We start from the raw sequence: 15,054 nt of genomic DNA on the forward strand, positions 1-15,054 counted from the left end.
TGGGCGTAGTCTTTTCCCGTCGTGTTCACTTGTGGAACACGAAACGCCGTTGCCATCTCGTTAAGTGGTTACTCCTTGACGCTGAGGTGATCGCCGCGTTGGCTTTCAGCCACCTGGGTCGCAATGCTGCAACCTCGCCCGGAAGGCACCTGATGTGAAGACTCGTAACACCGGCCTCCGCCGTACCGCCATAGCCGTGGCCTCCTCCGCCATGGCCGTCACCGTCTCCGGCTGCGGCCTGGGCATCGGGGGGAGCGGTACCTCGGCCAGCCCCACGAAGGGTGATGACATCAAGGTCGGGCTGCTCCTTCCGGAGAAGCAGAACACCCGTTACGACAAGTTCGACTACCCGATCATCAGGGATCAGGTTCTGAAGCTCACCGAGAAGAAGGGTGACGTCGTCTATCTGAACGCTGAGCAGAACGCTGCCAAGCAGCTCCGCCAGATGCAGCAGATGATCGACGAGAAGGTCGACGTCATCCTCGTCGACGCGGTGGACTCGGTGACGATCGCCAAGGGTGTGCGCAAGGCGAAGGAGGCCGGTATCCCGGTCATCGCCTACGACCGCCTCGCCCAGGGTCCGATCGACGCGTACATCTCCTTCGACAACGAGCTGGTCGGCGAGACCCAGGGCAAGGCCCTGGTCGGCGCGCTGGGTGCCGGCTCGGCCTCGAAGAAGATCGTCATGATGAACGGCTCGCTGACCGACCCCAACGCCGCGCAGTTCAAGGCGGGCGCCAAGTCGGAGCTCCAGGACAAGGTGATCGTCGCCGCCCAGTACGACACCAAGGACTGGGACCCGGCCAACGCCAAGGTCAACATGGAGAAGTCCATCCAGGCCATCGGGCTGAGCAACATCGCCGGTGTCTACGCCGCCAACGACGGCATCGCGGGCGCGGTCATCGACGCCTTCAAGGCCGCCGGCGTCAGCAAGATCCCGCCGGTCACGGGCCAGGACTCCGAGCTCGTCGCCGTGCAGCGGATCATCAAGGGCGACCAGTTCATGAGCGTGTACAAGTCGTACCCGGAGGAGGCCAACGCCGCCGCCGAGATGGCGGTCGCCCGCGTCCAGGGCCGCTCGATCGAGTTCGACGCGCTCACCCGCGACAAGGTCGACAGCCCCACGAACAAGGGCATCCCGTCCCAGCTCGTGCCCGTTGTCGCCCTCACCAAGGACAACATCGAGAACACGGTGGTCCAGGACGGCATCTACCCCGTCAGCAAGATCTGCGTGGCGCCCTACAAGTCGCTCTGCAACTCGCTCGGCATCAAGTAGGACGTTCCGCCCCCGTCCCGTTCCGGGGCGGCGGGCCGAAGAAGACACGGTTCCGGCCCCGGTCGGGGGTGTGCGCCACGGGCGCCCGTCCCCGACCGGGGCCGTTCCGTTGCCGATCCACCCTCAAGGGCCCCACGCGCCTCAGAGGCCCCACAGGGCCCCTCGACGACCCGGAACCCACGGCTCCCCGCACCGGGCGTCCACCGGGCTCCCCGCGCCGCCCTCGGCGTCCTCGGTGTTCTCGGCGTCCGCGGTGTCCTCGGTGTCTTCGCGTGCCTTCGCCCGGGCGCCGCGTCCACGCCGGCGCCCCGGGGGCGGAGGGCGCGGGATGTTATACCGCCGCGGACGGCGTCGGCGCGGCGGCGCGGGCGCACCGTCGATTTCCGGCCGTCGCGCCGGGTGCCCCTGAGGGTTCGTCGATCGTCCGGCCGAGGGGTGACGCCGGCCGCCGGCCCGCCGATGCCGCTCACGCGATCTGCGGGTCCTGTGAACTTTCCGTCACCGCCCCCTCCTTCGCGGTTTCCGCCCGCGGGCCGAAGGATCGGCCGGTGCCCCCGGCGGAGCAGTGCGCGGCCACCGCAAGTCCCTTGGAGAAGAACCGAGTTGTGCTTCCCCGGCCGGGTCGGGGAGGGCGCCGGCGCAGTGCTCGGAAGGTGTTCCGCGGGCCGTCCCGGCGTCAGGACGGCGGCCCTTCAGCTTGTTGCAAGAGGCGCCGCGGAGGTCAGGATCTATGGGGACGAGCGGGGGCGAACGGACGTCCTGCGGCGACGCAGCCTTGTTGCGATGCCGGACGCGTCCGCGCATAGTTGCGCTGCGGAGGACGCCCTGACGCGGGGCTCACGCCAGGGGTTGGAGCTGGAGCCAGGGGTGGGAGATGGCCGGGCACGGGACGGACAGGCATCCGCACGGCGCTGACCGGCTGTGCGACGCGGGCGACCGGGTGTACTCCCGGGCCGTGCGGCGGGGCCGGGTGCCCCGCGAGGACGCCGAGCCGGTGCCCTGCCTGCTGGAACTGGCGCTGCTGCACCCCGATCCGGACGACATGGGCTGGCTGGTGCCCACCTCGCCGCAGGAGGTCATGACCCGGCTCCTGCGCGGGGTGTACGAGGAGGTCAGCGCGAGCCAGGCCCGGGTGGGCGACGCGGTGTCGGCCTTCGAGTGGTACGCGGGGCTCGGCGGCCGGGTCCGTGCGCCGGCCGAGGGCGTGGCGATCCGTGTCCTCGACGGACTGCCGCGGATCCACGCGGCCATGGACAAGGCGACCGAGGAGTGCACCCGCGAGGTCCTCACCGTGCAGCCGGGCGGCATCCGGCGCGAGGACGAACTCGTCGAGGGCCTGCACCGGGCGCTGGAGATGCGCCGGCGCGGGGTGCGCATGCGCGATCTGTACACCCACGTGGCCCGGCACGGCCAAGGCCTCCTGAACTACATGGAGTTGATGGGCGACGCGGCCGAGGCCCGTACCCTCGACGAGGTCGTGGAGCGGCTCATCCTCTTCGACCGCACGGTCGCCTTCATCCCCGCCAACGCGGACCGCACGATCGCGCTCGAACTGCGCCACCCCGCGCTGGTGGACTATCTGGTGACGGTCTTCGAGCGGCTCTGGCGCCTCGGGATCCCGCTGACCTCACCCATGCCCGAGACGGGCATCGAGGGCATCACCCACCGGGAGCGGTCCATCGCGGCGCTGCTGGCCGAGGGTCATCAGGACGCGGTGGTCGCGGAGCGTCTCGGCATCAGCGTGCGGACGTGCCGGGCGCACATCGCCCGGCTGTCGGAGACACTGGGCGCTGCGAGCCGGACCCAGCTCGGCGTACGGATCGCCCAGGCGGGCCTCGACGGACCGCAGCGTTCTCCGGGGCCCGTTCCCGGGTCCGGCGCCGTCGCCGAGGCCGCGCCCGCGGCCCCCGCCGTCCCGGATCGCGGATCGGCGGCGGGCCGCTGACGGCGGTGGCCCGGCCGGGTCGTCCGGGGCGGGGCCGCGGTGGCGGGGCCCGGCGGGCGCCGGGTCGCGCGAGGTGCCGCCGGCCGGGGTCACTCCCCTCCCTCTGCCTGGTCCAGGAGCCCCGACTGCGCTATCAGGAAGCCGAGTTGAGCCCGGCTCCCGCTGCCGAGCGCGGAGGCCAGCTTGGCGATGTGGGCGCGGCAGGTGCGGACGTTCATGCCCAGGCGGCGGGCTATGGCCTCGTCCACATGCCCCTCGATGAGCAGCTTGGCGATGGAACGCTGCACGCCCGTGATGCCGTTGGGGCCCACGTCGTTCGGGACGTCCTCGGTGAGCGGGACCGCGCGCTGCCAGAGCTGCTCGAAGACCTTGCTCAGATACAGCACCAGTCCGGGGTGGCGGAGTTCGAGGGCCACCCGCCGGTCGTCGCTGGCCGGTATGAAGGCCACGGTCCGGTCGAAGACGATCAGCCGCTCGATGAGTTCCTCCAGCGTGCGGACCTGGATCCGGCCGCCGGATATGCGCTCCACGTAGGCGAGCGTCCCCTGGCTGTGCCGCGCGGTGTGCTGGTACAGCGTCCGGATGCGCACCCCCCGGTCGGTGAGCGGCCGGTCGCGCTCCAGGGCCTGCATCAGGGCGTCGGCGGGCCGGCCGCCGCCCGGCTGGATCGTCAGCATCTCCGTCTGGCACTCGGCGGTGGCCGAATTGAGTGCCGCGTTGATCCGGTCGAATCCCTCGAGGACCGTGATCGCGTGGATGCTCGCGGTGCTCTGCGTGCTGATCGCGATGAACGGGTCGAAGGAGTCGGTCAGTTCGATCGCGAGCCGCCGGCGTTCCTGGATCTCCCGTTCCAGGGGCTGGAGGCGTTGGGCGAGCGCGACGGACGGCGGAACGGGACGCAGCCACTTCTCGTCGTCGGGATCGGGATGAAGCAGCGCGAACTCCAAGAGGCAAGGGGCCGTTTCCACTTCGACCCGAGTGATGCGGCCGGAGTGCAACGCACTGGCGTAAAGGCGTGTTCCTTCGTCACACAACGTGGTGACAGCGTGGGGATGTGTCGGTTGTGAGTTCTTTGTGGGCAAATCTCCACCCCCCAGGGTCCTGAACGTGCAGGAACATGATGCATCGCTGCTGTGGCATTGACGTGCCTGAATGAGCCATCGTCTTGTGACGACGGGGGAGAAGATTCCATCAAGTGAGGACGAAGCCGACTATGCGAGCGAGATTGCTTGGTTCAGTGCTTGCCGCAGTCTTCTCTGTCGCTGTGGCGTCCGGCTCCCTGGGGGCCTCGGGTCTTGATGCCGGGGGTGCCCGGACCTGGGCCGTTCCGGACAGCGGTTGGACCAGCGTGAAGGCGACCGTGGCGGACAGCGGCTGGACCGCTGCCGAGGCGGTCCCGGGGGACAGCGGCTGGACCGACATCGAGGCCGCGGCGCTTCCGGGCGACAGTGGCTGGAACAGCGTGAAGGCGACCGTGGCGGACAGCGGCTGGAACGGCGCCGAGGCCACGACTCTGTCGGACAGCGGCTGGACGATCGTCTCCGCGAGCGCAGAAGCATGAGCATTCCTCCCGACGACCGCTCCTTCCGCCGCGAGATGGCGACGGCCTACCGGTCCGGCTGGCACTTCATCGACCTGGTCACCGCCATCCCCTACAGCGGTGACTCGCTGATGGTGACCGTCTTCGGAGAGCCCGTCGTCGTCACCCGCGACGACGACGAGGACGTACGGGCGTACCGGTGTCTGCGGCGGCCTCGGGGGGCGCCGCAGCCCGTCCGGTGCGCCATCCGCTACGGCATGATCTTCGTGAACCTCGACCAGCGCGACCACCAGCTCACCGGACCCGATGTCCCGGACGTCGAGACCATCGCAGCCACCCCCCGCAGTGCCTGACGCGATTCCCCCGTCGTAGTAGATCGCGCAGGTACTTCCCCCCGCAGCGGCGTCACCGTGACCTGAACACGGTGACGCCGCTGTAGTTTCCGGGGGCGTGAGCGGGTTTCGGCCCGTTCCCGCGGGGGCCGCGACCGGCCGCCGGATCTTGGTCCGCGGCCTCATCCGCGGCCCATCGCCGCCGTGAGCTCGATCTCGATGGCCACACGCGACGGGTTCGGCGACGGCGTGCGCTCGTAGCGCTCCGCGTAGCGCCGCACCGCCTCCGCGACGCGCGCCGGGTCCGTGGAGACCCGTGCCCGCCCCTCCAGCGTGGCCCAGCGCGCTCCGTCCACCTGGCACACCGCCACACGCGCCCCGTCCGGCCCGGCCGCCAGGACGTGGGCGACCTTCCGGCTGGACTTGTTCGTGATCACCCGAGCGAGACCGGCCTCGGGGTCGTATGTAACTCCGACCGGTACGACATGGGGGCTGCCGTCGGATCTGAGGGTGGTCAGCGTGCACAGACGGCGCTCGCGCCAGAAGCTCAGATAGGCGGCGTCGGGCCGCCGCGGGTCCACCGCATGGGAAGCCATGAGGCCTGAATCTACGCCTGTGGCTGTCCATTTTCCGGCTCTTCCAGCCTTGAGCGGAATAGACTCAACTTTGTGTACGCTGGATGAGTCAGGGAACGGTCAGGAACGCCAGGAGGAGGAGAACGCGAACGTGGACGCCGAGCTGACCAACAGGAGCCGGGACGCGATCAACGCGGCCAGCAACCGCGCCGTACGGGAGGGGCACCCGGACCTCACCCCCGCCCACCTGCTGCTCGCTCTGCTCGAGGGGCAGGACAACGAGAACATCATCGATCTGCTGGCGGTCGTCGACGCCGACCAGGCCTCGGTCCGCGCCGGCGCCGAGCGCGTCCTCGCGGGCCTGCCCAGCGTGACCGGCTCCACCGTCGCGCCCCCGCAGCCGAACCGCGAGGCGCTCGCCGTCATCGCGGACGCCGCCGAGCGCGCCAAGGAGCTGGGCGACGAGTTCATCTCCACCGAACACCTGCTCATCGGGATCGCCGCGAAGGGCGGGGGGATCGCCGACGTACTCTCCCAGCAGGGAGCGAGCGCGAAGAAGCTGCTCGACGCGTTCCAGAAGACCAGGGGAGGGCGCCGGGTGACGACCGCGGATCCCGAGGGCCAGTACAAGGCGCTCGAAAAGTTCGGCACCGACTTCACCGCCGCCGCGCGTGAGGGCAGACTCGACCCCGTCATCGGCCGGGACCACGAGATCCGCCGGGTGGTGCAGGTCCTGTCCCGCCGCACGAAGAACAACCCCGTGCTCATCGGGGAGCCCGGCGTCGGCAAGACCGCCGTCGTCGAGGGCCTCGCCCAGCGGATCGTGAAGGGCGACGTCCCCGAGTCCCTGAAGAACAAGCGGCTCGTCTCGCTCGACCTCGGCGCGATGGTCGCCGGAGCGAAGTACCGCGGCGAGTTCGAGGAACGCCTGAAGACCGTGCTCGCGGAGATCAAGGACTCCGACGGGCAGATCATCACCTTCATCGACGAGCTGCACACCGTCGTGGGCGCCGGCGCGGGCGGCGACTCCGCCATGGACGCCGGCAACATGCTCAAGCCCATGCTGGCCCGCGGCGAGCTGCGCATGGTCGGCGCCACCACCCTCGACGAGTACCGCGAGCGGATCGAGAAGGACCCGGCGCTGGAGCGGCGCTTCCAGCAGGTGCTGGTCGCCGAGCCGACCGTCGAGGACACCATCGCCATCCTGCGCGGACTCAAGGGGCGCTACGAAGCCCACCACAAGGTCCAGATCGCCGACTCGGCGCTGGTCGCCGCCGCGAGCCTGTCCGACCGCTACATCACCTCCCGCTTCCTCCCCGACAAGGCCATCGACCTCGTGGACGAGGCGGCCTCGCGGCTCCGCATGGAGATCGACTCCTCGCCGGTCGAGATCGACGAACTCCAGCGGGTCGTGGACCGGCTGAAGATGGAGGAGCTGGCGATCGGCAAGGAGACGGACGCCGCCAGCAGGGAGCGTCTGGAGCGGCTGCGCCGCGACCTCGCCGACAAGGAGGAGGAGCTGCGCGGGCTCAACGCCCGCTGGGAGAAGGAGAAGCAGTCCCTCAACCGGGTCGGCGAGCTGAAGGAGAAGCTCGACGAACTGCGCGGCCAGGCCGAACGCGCCCAGCGCGACGGCGACTTCGACACCGCCTCCAAGCTGCTGTACGGCGAGATCCCCACGCTGGAGCGGGACTTGGAGGAAGCCTCGCAGGCCGAGGAGGAGGTCTCCAAGGACACGATGGTGAAGGAGGAGGTCGGTCCCGACGACATCGCGGACGTCGTCGGCGCCTGGACCGGCATCCCCGCCGGCCGCCTCCTGGAGGGCGAGACGCAGAAGCTGCTGCGCATGGAGGCGGAGCTGGGCCGTCGGCTGATCGGCCAGGCCGAGGCCGTGGGAGCGGTGTCCGACGCCGTGCGGCGCACCCGCGCCGGGATCGCCGACCCCGACCGGCCCACCGGTTCCTTCCTCTTCCTCGGCCCCACGGGCGTCGGCAAGACCGAACTCGCCAAGGCCCTGGCCGACTTCCTCTTCGACGACGAGCGGGCCATGGTCCGCATCGACATGTCGGAGTACGGCGAGAAGCACAGCGTGGCCCGGCTGGTCGGCGCGCCGCCCGGGTACATCGGCTACGAGGAGGGCGGCCAGCTCACCGAGGCCGTGCGCCGCCGCCCGTACAGCGTGATCCTGCTCGACGAGGTGGAGAAGGCGCACCCCGAGGTCTTCGACATCCTGCTCCAGGTGCTGGACGACGGGCGGCTGACGGACGGTCAGGGCCGTACGGTCGACTTCCGCAACACCATCCTGATCCTCACCTCGAACCTCGGCAGCCAGTTCCTGGGCGGGCAGAGCCTCGCCGATCCGTCGGCCTCCGACGAGGAGCGCAAGCGGCAGGTCCTGGAGGTCGTCCGCGCCTCCTTCAAACCGGAGTTCCTGAACCGGCTGGACGATCTCGTGGTCTTCTCCGCCCTCGACCAGGAGGAACTGGAGCGCATCGCCAGGCTCCAGATCGACTCCCTGGCGCGGCGGCTCGCCGAGCGCCGGCTCACCCTGGAGGTCACCGACGCGGCCCTGGCCTGGCTCGCGGAGGAGGGCAACGATCCGGCGTACGGGGCACGCCCGCTGCGGCGCCTCGTCCAGACCGCCATCGGCGACCGGCTGGCCAAGGAGATCCTGGCCGGCGAGGTCAAGGACGGCGACACGGTCCGGGTGGACGCCTTCGGCGACGGCCTGATCGTGGGCCCGGCCACGGGCAAGACCCTGTAACCGGCACCACGGGCCGACAGCGGCACCGGGAGCCGACGGAGGCACCGGCGCCGGCAGAGGCACCGGCCACCGGCACCGGGAGCCGGCAGGGGCACCGGGAGCCGGAAGGGGCCGGGCACAGGCACCTGCGAGGGAGGGCCCTGGGAGGGCCCGCGGCACACCGCCGCGGGCCCTCCCTCGTGCCGCTCCGAGGCCCGGGAGTGACCGGATCTTGTCAGCCCCCGGCGGACAGGGCCCGCCAGAGGTTGCCACTCCCCGCCCGTCATGAGAGAGGATGGCGGTATCCGTACGAAGGGAAATACACGGTGAGCATCGACCCGTCCTCGATTCCGAATTTCGGGGGCCAGCCCGAGCCGCAGTCCGGCGGCCCCGCCGGCCCCGTGGTCCCGGATCAGGACCTCGTGAAGCAGCTCCTGGAGCAGATGGAGCTGAAGTACGTCGTCGACGACGAGGGTGACCTCGCGGCGCCGTGGGAGGAGTTCCGTACGTACTTCATGTTCCGTGGCGAGGCGGACCAGCAGGTCTTCTCGGTGCGGACGTTCTACGACCGGCCGCACCAGCTCGAGGAGAAGCCCGCGCTCCTTGAGTCGATCGACGACTGGAACCGCCGCACGCTGTGGCCCAAGGTCTACAGCCACACCCACGACGACGGCACCGTCCGCCTGATCGGCGAGGCGCAGATGCTGATCGGCACCGGCGTCAGCCTGGAGCACTTCGTGTCCTCCACGGTCAGCTGGGTGCGCGCCGCGATCGAGTTCGACAAGTGGCTCGTCGAGCAGCTCGGCCTCGAGCAGGAGATCAACGAGGCGGACAAGCCCGAGGACGACGAGGACGAGTAGGTCCGCCTCCCGCGGCCGTCCGTCCCCCGCGGCGGCGCTTCTCCACGCGTGCACCGGCCCCTGGGACGGGCACCATGCCCTGTCCTACAGCGGGGTGTGCGCGATCACGACCAGATACGCGCCGTAGGCGAACGAGAGCCCGGCCAGGGCACCGACCACCAGGGTCGCGTGCCAGGGCCGGGCTCTCGCCGTGCGCACCAGGGCGCGGGCCAGCGGCAGCAGCAGCGGGAACGCCGGGAGCAGGAAGCGCGGCTTCGACTCGAAGAACCCCGAACCGCCCAGCGCGATCAGCAGCAGGACGCCGCTGTGGACCAGCAGCGGCAGGGGTGCCCGGTCCGCGATCAGCAGCCCGTACAGCAGGACGGCCGCGGCGACGATCACCATCGTCATGGGGAACACGAACCGGTCCCCGTGCAGCAGCAGGTGCTTGACGAAGTGGAGCGACCCCCGGCCGAGGTCGAAGCGCGAGCCCCACAGCCGCTGCACCTGGAAGTAGCCGCCGAGCCAGTGGCCCTCGCGGTGGCCCACCCACAGCACATAGCCGGTCCAGCCCGCGGGCGCGAGCGCCGCGCCCGTCCACACCCTGTGGGAAACTTTTCCGCGGTGACGCCAGACCTCCTGCGCCGCCCCCACGAGGACCGCCGCGGCCACCGCGAAGCCGTTCGGCCGTGACAGTCCCGCGAGCGCGGCCAGCGAGCCGGCCCACAGCCACCGCCCGTCGAGCACCGCGTACAGCGACCAGACGGCGAACGCGGTCAGTACGGGCTCGGTGTACGCCATCGACAGCACCACCGAGTGCGGCAGCAGCCCCCACAGCAGCACCAGCGCCGTACCGACCGCCCGGCCGTGCAGCCGGGCGCCGATCGCGTACATCCCGCACGCGGCGGCCGCCGCCGCGGCCCAGGAGACCAGCAGGCCCGCCGAGCCCCCGGTCAGCGGGGTCAGCGTGGTCACGGCCCGGACGAGGGCCGGGTACAGCGGGAAGAACGCGAGGTCGCTGTGGACGACCGTGGGGTGGAAGTGGAGCGTCCTGCCGTAGCCGTGCGCGGCGATGCCCAGGTACCAGGCCGAGTCCCAGGACCGTGCGAGCAGGGCGACCGGGTGTCTGCCGGTGGCCCAGGCCGTCCCGGCGAGCACGAGGAGGCCGGCCAGGCGCGCGGCGGCGAACAGTCCGAGCGCCGTGATCGCGGCGTACGGCAGGCTGCGTGCGGCGCGGGACGGGCGGACGGCACGGTCGCGGGGCTCCTGGAGAGCGGGGCGAGCGAGGGTACTCGGGTGGGTCACACCCCGAACTGTGCGTTCCGTACGGGGTATTCGCGAGCTTTGATCGTCCGTGCGGGTTCCGTCGCGGGGCCTTCGGCGCGCCGCCCGGGGACGGGGTGCCGACAATGCTAAACGCCCCTTTCCCGCCCCGTCCCGACCTGCTGTCCCCGGCGGCTCCGGGGCCCGGAACGCTGCTGTCCCGGCCCCTTCCCGTCCCCTCCCGGGCTGCTGTCTCCCGGGGGGCTCCGGGGTCCGGAACGCCCTATCCCGCCCCCTCCCGCGCTGCTGTTCCCGGGCAGTTCCCGGGTTCCCGGGCGTTGCTGTTCCCGGGTTCCCGGGCGCTGCCGTCCTCGGGCAGCCGTGGGGACCGGAACGCTGCCGTCCCCGGGCAGTGGCGGGCGGGACGGGATCCCGCATAATCCTCGCGTGTCAGAGACTCCGGCCCCCATACCGGTCCCGATCCCCGCCCCGGCTCCTCCACCGCTCCCGTCCGTTCCCGCGGACACGGGCGTCTGGTCCTCGGGCGACGCGGCCCGCTGGTCGCGCGCCCGCCCCGGGCCCTGGGCGCGCCCGCTCTGGTCGGTGCTCGCGCTGCTGATCACCGTGGTGTGGGCGATCGCGGCCGCGCCGGAACCGCCGTGCACCGACGCGGCGCCGTGCGGTGCGGACTGGCTCGGCATGACGGAGACGGGTCTGGCCGCGGGGCTGCTGTACTGGCTCGCCCGGCTGCCGGAGGTGACGCTGGTCGCGGCCCCCGTCCTGGCCGCGATCGTGGCCCGGCTGGAGCTACCGGACGCGGGGCCGAACTCCCTGGCAGCGAACCTCTGCGTCCTCGCGGCTCTGGGCTTCGGCTGGGCGGCCGCCGCGGAACGGCTCGCGTCCCGCCGCCGGCAGCGGGACCTGGCGGAGGCCGCCGCGACCGCACGGCACCCTGTCCCCGGGCCCCTCGCCCCGCTGTGGCGCGGACTGATCCCCACGGGCGCGGGCCTCGTGCTCCTGGCCGTCGCCGCCTTCAGCGCGGCCGAGGGAATCGCGGGCGTCCACGACGACACGCGGCACGCGGACCGCGCGGTCCGCACCGCGGCCGAGGTGGTCGGCCGTGACGACGAGTCGGTCCGGGTGCGTACCGACGACGGACGGCTGCTGCGGCTCGACTCGCTCTCTCCGGAGGACTACAGCAAGGGCAGCGCGCCGACCGTCCTGGAGGACGGGTCGTGGCGGCGCCTGGCGGCCGAGCCGTACGACGCCACCGGCCCTCAGCTGGGGCTTCTGGCCGCCGGTCTTCCCGGCCTCTCCCTGCTCGTCACCGGCCTGCTCGCCCGGCGCCGCGCCGCCGCCCTGCGACGGGGTCCTGTCCCGGTCCTGCGGGTGCTGGAACGCAGGGACGGTGACGGCCTCCTGTGGATCTACGCGGGCGACGACACCTCCGCCCGCAGGCCCGTTCTCACCGCGCGCTTCGTCGCCGAGGCGCCGGGCGAGGACGAGCGCGGACGGCTCCGCCCCGGCGGCGAGGAGGCACCGAACCCACGCGGACGGGTCCGCCCCGGCGGCGGGGAGGAGCTGAACCCTGCTTCCCCGCTCCCGCGCGAGGCCGTGATGTTCGGCGCCCCCCGCGACGGTGGTGAACTGCTGCTCGTCACCACGCTCCGCGACGGCGGGAGCGCCGTCGTCCGGACGAGCGGACCCGTCCGGCTGCCGCGCCCCGGCCGGGAACCGCAGGCCGACCCGGAAACGGAGGCCCGTGCGGCGGCCGGCGGCGTCGCCGCCGCGGTTCCGGCGACTCTGATCACGACGGGACGCCCGCTGAGCTGGGGACCGGGCCACCTCGGCCGCTCCGTCGGCGCGGCCCTGGCCCTGGTCGCGATCGTGGGGGCCGCCGCGAACGCCCGCACGCTCGTGACGGACGGGTTCGGCGTGAAGGCGGCCCTCTACGTGCTTCTCCTCCTGTCCTTGCTCGCGACCGCCGCGCAACTGCTCAACTGGCGTGTCACCGCGGACAGTTCGGGCCTGTGGCTGTCCGGGGGGTGGAAGCTGCGGCACCTGCCGTGGGAACACCTGCGGTCGGCCCGCTACACCAGGGACGGGGGCGTGGAGATAGGGATGCCGTACGGCGACGACTGGCGGCTGCCCGGCCTCGGCATGCCGATGCTGGAACGGCGCTTCGGCCGCAACCCCTCCTACGTCCGGATGACCGAGGAGGTCGCCGCGCTCCGCGACCACCCGGAACTGCGGCCCACCGAAGCCGTTTCGGGCCGCGTCCGGGGTGTCCCGCTCGGTCCCGCGCTGCTCGTCCTCGGCGGCGCCGTGGCCCTGGCCTGGGCCTTCCACTGAGGTGCGGGACGCGTCCCCCCGGCCCAGGTCCCGCCGGGCCGGGGGGAGTCCATGACGGCAGCCGGGTTCAGGACGACAGGCTGCGCAGCCGCCCGGCGGCCTCGTGCAGCACCTCGTCCCTCTTGCAGAACGCGAACCGGACGAAGGGCGCGCCCGCCTCGCGGTGGTCGTAGAAGACCGCGTTCGGGATGGCCACGACACCGGCGCGTTCGGGCAGGGCGCGGCAGAAGGCGAAGCCGTCGCTCTCGCCGAGCGGCCGGATGTCGGTGGTGACGAAGTACGTCCCGCGCGGCCGGAAGACCGCGAAGCCCGCCTCGGTGAGACCCGCCGTCAGCACGTCCCGCTTGCGCAGCATGTCCGCGCGGAAGTCCTCGAAGTACGCGTCCGGCAGTGCGAGCGCCTCGGCGACGGCGTACTGGAAGGGCCCCGACGCCACGTACGTCAGGAACTGCTTCGCCGACCGTACGGCGCCGACCAGGGCCGGGGGCGCGGTCACCCAGCCCACCTTCCAGCCGGTGAACGAGAACGTTTTGCCCGCGCTGCCGATGGTGACCGTCCGCTCGCGCATCCCCGGCAGGCTCGCCATCGGCACGTGCTCGGCGTCGTCGAAGACGAGGTGTTCGTAGACCTCGTCCGTCACCACGAGCAGATCTCGCTCGACGGCGATCCGCGCGATCTCCGTCAGCTCCGCGCGGGTGAGGACGGTACCGGTGGGGTTGTGCGGGGTGTTGATCAGCAGCAGCCGGGTCCGTCCGGTGATCGCGTCGCGCAGTTCGTCGAGGTCGAGCCGGAAACGACGACGGCCGTCGCCGTCGGCCTCGTCGGGACGCAGGGTCACGGGCACGCGCGTCCCGCCCGCCATGGCGATCGAGGCCGCGTACGAGTCGTAGTACGGCTCCAGCGCGATCACCTCGTCGCCGGGCTCCAGGAGCGCGAGCAGCGAGGCGGCGATCGCCTCGGTGGCACCCGCCGTGACCAGGACCTCGGTGTCGGGGTCGTACGACAGGCCGTAGTGGCGCTTTTGATGTTCGGCGATCGCGGTGCGCAGCTCGGGCACGCCGGGACCCGGCGGGTACTGGTTGCCGCGCCCGTCCCGCAGTGCGCGGACGGCCGCCTCCCGGATCTCCTCGGGCCCGTCCGTGTCGGGGAAGCCCTGGCCGAGGTTGATCGAGCCCGTGCTCAGCGCGAGGGCGGACATCTCGGCGAAGATCGTCGTCCCGAACTCGGCGAGCCGACGGTTCAAAAGGGGTCGCACGCTGGAGGTCATACCGGCCATCCTCCGCCCAAGCTCCGGAGTTCCTCAACTCACCTGTGGCGACGGCGGCCTGCGCGAGTGCGCCGTGCGTCGCCTCTGATCAGGGGGCGCCTTCGTCACGTGTTCTCCCGTTGCCCGGGGCAACCTCAAATATTGATCAATTGAGTTGATCTTGCGTGCGTCGGCTTCCTAGGTTGATCCCATCCACTGCACCGCTGACCACGGAGCAGTGTGGGCGCGTTTCGCGCCGTACAAGAGAAAACTGGGGGAAAAATGAAGACCAAGCTCGTTTCCATGGCCGTATTGGGTGCGCTGGCATTCGGAGCTGCGCCTGCCGCTGCCCAGACTCAGGGCGAGGCGCCGGGAAGACGGACCTCTTCTGTCGTGGCGATCGACACCTGGCAGGATATTGCGGCCGGGAAGTGCTACTACGGCGACAAAGAGTCCTGCGAGATCATGATCAAGGGTCTCAAAATGTCCAAGAAGGCGAAGGACTGCCTGATCAAGGGAGCCGTCGCAGGGGCCGGAGCCCTCATCGTGGGGCGGTTCAACAAGGACCTGGCCGAGAAGATAGCCCGGAACACCGTGGCCGCGGGTGCGACCGCCTGCATCTCGGCTCTCGCCGGCTAGGTTCTGATCTCGGCCGGGAGGCCATGAAAGGCGTCAACTGTGTTGAAGCTCGCAATATTCTTCGCATGGGCGGCAGTTCTCTACTCCGTCAACAAGTTCGTACTCGCGGACGGCTGGCCGGAATACGCGTTCACGCTCGTTTCCAGTCTGGTCGTCTTCTTCCTGCTCGCGAAGACGAATCGCTCCAGGGGTAAATCGGCCTCCACCTGATCGGCAACCGCCCCGGAGCCGAGTTCCGGGGGCACCATCGGCGTCACTCGACCAAAGGGTCCGGGTGGCGCCTTTCGTGTGGGGGTACAAGGGG

13 protein-coding genes are annotated in these 15,054 nt (G+C 71.2%); 9 read left to right on the top strand and 4 right to left on the bottom strand.

Annotated features, from left to right (window positions below; all coding sequences use genetic code 11):
* Window positions 1–211: 211 nt before the first annotated feature.
* Both WJM95_RS17015 and WJM95_RS17020 read left to right on the top strand, forming a co-directional pair.
* Window positions 212–1,276: a substrate-binding domain-containing protein gene (locus tag WJM95_RS17015; protein ID WP_339135626.1), complete on the top strand. Its 1,065-nt coding sequence runs from the start codon at window positions 212–214 to the stop codon at window positions 1,274–1,276.
* 874 nt (window positions 1,277–2,150) lie between these two features.
* Window positions 2,151–3,221: a helix-turn-helix transcriptional regulator gene (locus tag WJM95_RS17020; protein ID WP_339130575.1), complete on the top strand. Its 1,071-nt coding sequence runs from the start codon at window positions 2,151–2,153 to the stop codon at window positions 3,219–3,221.
* An 89-nt stretch (window positions 3,222–3,310) separates the two neighbouring features.
* Here WJM95_RS17020 and WJM95_RS17025 read toward each other — a convergent pair whose 3' ends face one another.
* Window positions 3,311–4,303 (bottom strand): helix-turn-helix transcriptional regulator, encoded by a 993-nt coding sequence (locus tag WJM95_RS17025; RefSeq protein ID WP_339130576.1) that lies wholly within the window; start codon window positions 4,301–4,303, stop codon window positions 3,311–3,313.
* A 266-nt stretch (window positions 4,304–4,569) separates the two neighbouring features.
* Here WJM95_RS17025 and WJM95_RS17030 point away from each other — a divergent pair, with 266 nt between their 5' ends.
* Both WJM95_RS17030 and WJM95_RS17035 read left to right on the top strand, forming a co-directional pair.
* A complete protein-coding gene (locus WJM95_RS17030; RefSeq protein ID WP_339130577.1) occupies window positions 4,570–4,782 on the top strand; it encodes a hypothetical protein in 213 nt (70 codons plus the stop codon).
* Window positions 4,779–5,114, top strand: coding sequence for a hypothetical protein (locus WJM95_RS17035; protein ID WP_037614653.1), 336 nt, complete (start codon window positions 4,779–4,781; stop codon window positions 5,112–5,114). Before WJM95_RS17030 ends, WJM95_RS17035 begins: the two co-directional genes overlap by 4 nt.
* Before the next feature lie 161 nt (window positions 5,115–5,275).
* Here the strand turns inward: WJM95_RS17035 and WJM95_RS17040 are convergent, their stop codons facing one another.
* Window positions 5,276–5,689: a TIGR03618 family F420-dependent PPOX class oxidoreductase gene (locus WJM95_RS17040; RefSeq protein ID WP_339130578.1), complete on the bottom strand. Its 414-nt coding sequence runs from the start codon at window positions 5,687–5,689 to the stop codon at window positions 5,276–5,278.
* Window positions 5,690–5,819: 130 nt separating this feature from the next.
* Here WJM95_RS17040 and clpB point away from each other — a divergent pair, with 130 nt between their 5' ends.
* Entirely contained in the window at window positions 5,820–8,432 is a 2,613-nt protein-coding gene (clpB, locus tag WJM95_RS17045) for an ATP-dependent chaperone ClpB (RefSeq protein WP_339130579.1), read from the top strand.
* A gap of 305 nt (window positions 8,433–8,737) precedes the next feature.
* Window positions 8,738–9,271: a YbjN domain-containing protein gene (locus WJM95_RS17050; RefSeq protein WP_339130580.1), complete on the top strand. Its 534-nt coding sequence runs from the start codon at window positions 8,738–8,740 to the stop codon at window positions 9,269–9,271.
* A gap of 84 nt (window positions 9,272–9,355) precedes the next feature.
* Here the strand turns inward: WJM95_RS17050 and WJM95_RS17055 are convergent, their stop codons facing one another.
* Window positions 9,356–10,555 carry a hypothetical protein gene (locus WJM95_RS17055; RefSeq protein WP_339130581.1) on the bottom strand — a complete coding sequence of 400 codons (1,200 nt, stop codon included), beginning with the start codon at window positions 10,553–10,555 and terminating at the stop codon, window positions 9,356–9,358.
* A gap of 405 nt (window positions 10,556–10,960) precedes the next feature.
* Between WJM95_RS17055 and WJM95_RS17060 the strand changes: the two genes are divergently transcribed.
* Window positions 10,961–12,865, top strand: a complete 1,905-nt coding sequence (locus WJM95_RS17060) for a hypothetical protein (protein WP_339130582.1) — start codon at window positions 10,961–10,963, stop codon at window positions 12,863–12,865.
* Between the two features lie 67 nt (window positions 12,866–12,932).
* On the opposite strand, the gene WJM95_RS17065 is transcribed toward WJM95_RS17060, so the two are convergent.
* Window positions 12,933–14,141 (bottom strand): pyridoxal phosphate-dependent aminotransferase, encoded by a 1,209-nt coding sequence (locus tag WJM95_RS17065; protein WP_339130583.1) that lies wholly within the window; start codon window positions 14,139–14,141, stop codon window positions 12,933–12,935.
* Window positions 14,142–14,393: 252 nt separating this feature from the next.
* Between WJM95_RS17065 and WJM95_RS17070 the strand changes: the two genes are divergently transcribed.
* Both WJM95_RS17070 and WJM95_RS17075 read left to right on the top strand, forming a co-directional pair.
* Complete coding sequence (locus tag WJM95_RS17070) at window positions 14,394–14,750, top strand: hypothetical protein (RefSeq protein ID WP_339130584.1); 357 nt, start codon at window positions 14,394–14,396, stop codon at window positions 14,748–14,750.
* Window positions 14,751–14,792: 42 nt separating this feature from the next.
* The gene (locus WJM95_RS17075) at window positions 14,793–14,960 is read left to right on the top strand and encodes a hypothetical protein (RefSeq protein WP_339130585.1); all 168 of its coding nucleotides are present in this window, start codon (window positions 14,793–14,795) and stop codon (window positions 14,958–14,960) included.
* Window positions 14,961–15,054: the final 94 nt, after the last annotated feature.

This window comes from Streptomyces sp. f51 (assembly GCF_037940415.1).
Taxonomy (GTDB): Bacteria; Actinomycetota; Actinomycetes; order Streptomycetales; family Streptomycetaceae; genus Streptomyces.

Excerpts from the sequence above, each read along its gene's own strand:
- WJM95_RS17015 (WP_339135626.1), top strand. The coding sequence starts at position 212 with ATGGCCGTCACCGTCTCCGGCTGCGGCCTGGGCATCGGGGGGAGCGGT.
- WJM95_RS17020 (WP_339130575.1), top strand. The coding sequence starts at position 2,151 with ATGGCCGGGCACGGGACGGACAGGCATCCGCACGGCGCTGACCGGCTG.
- WJM95_RS17035 (WP_037614653.1), top strand. The coding sequence starts at position 4,779 with ATGAGCATTCCTCCCGACGACCGCTCCTTCCGCCGCGAGATGGCGACG.
- WJM95_RS17065 (WP_339130583.1), bottom strand. The coding sequence starts at position 14,141 with ATGGCCGGTATGACCTCCAGCGTGCGACCCCTTTTGAACCGTCGGCTC.
- WJM95_RS17040 (WP_339130578.1), bottom strand. The coding sequence starts at position 5,689 with ATGGCTTCCCATGCGGTGGACCCGCGGCGGCCCGACGCCGCCTATCTG.
- WJM95_RS17070 (WP_339130584.1), top strand. The coding sequence starts at position 14,394 with ATGAAGACCAAGCTCGTTTCCATGGCCGTATTGGGTGCGCTGGCATTC.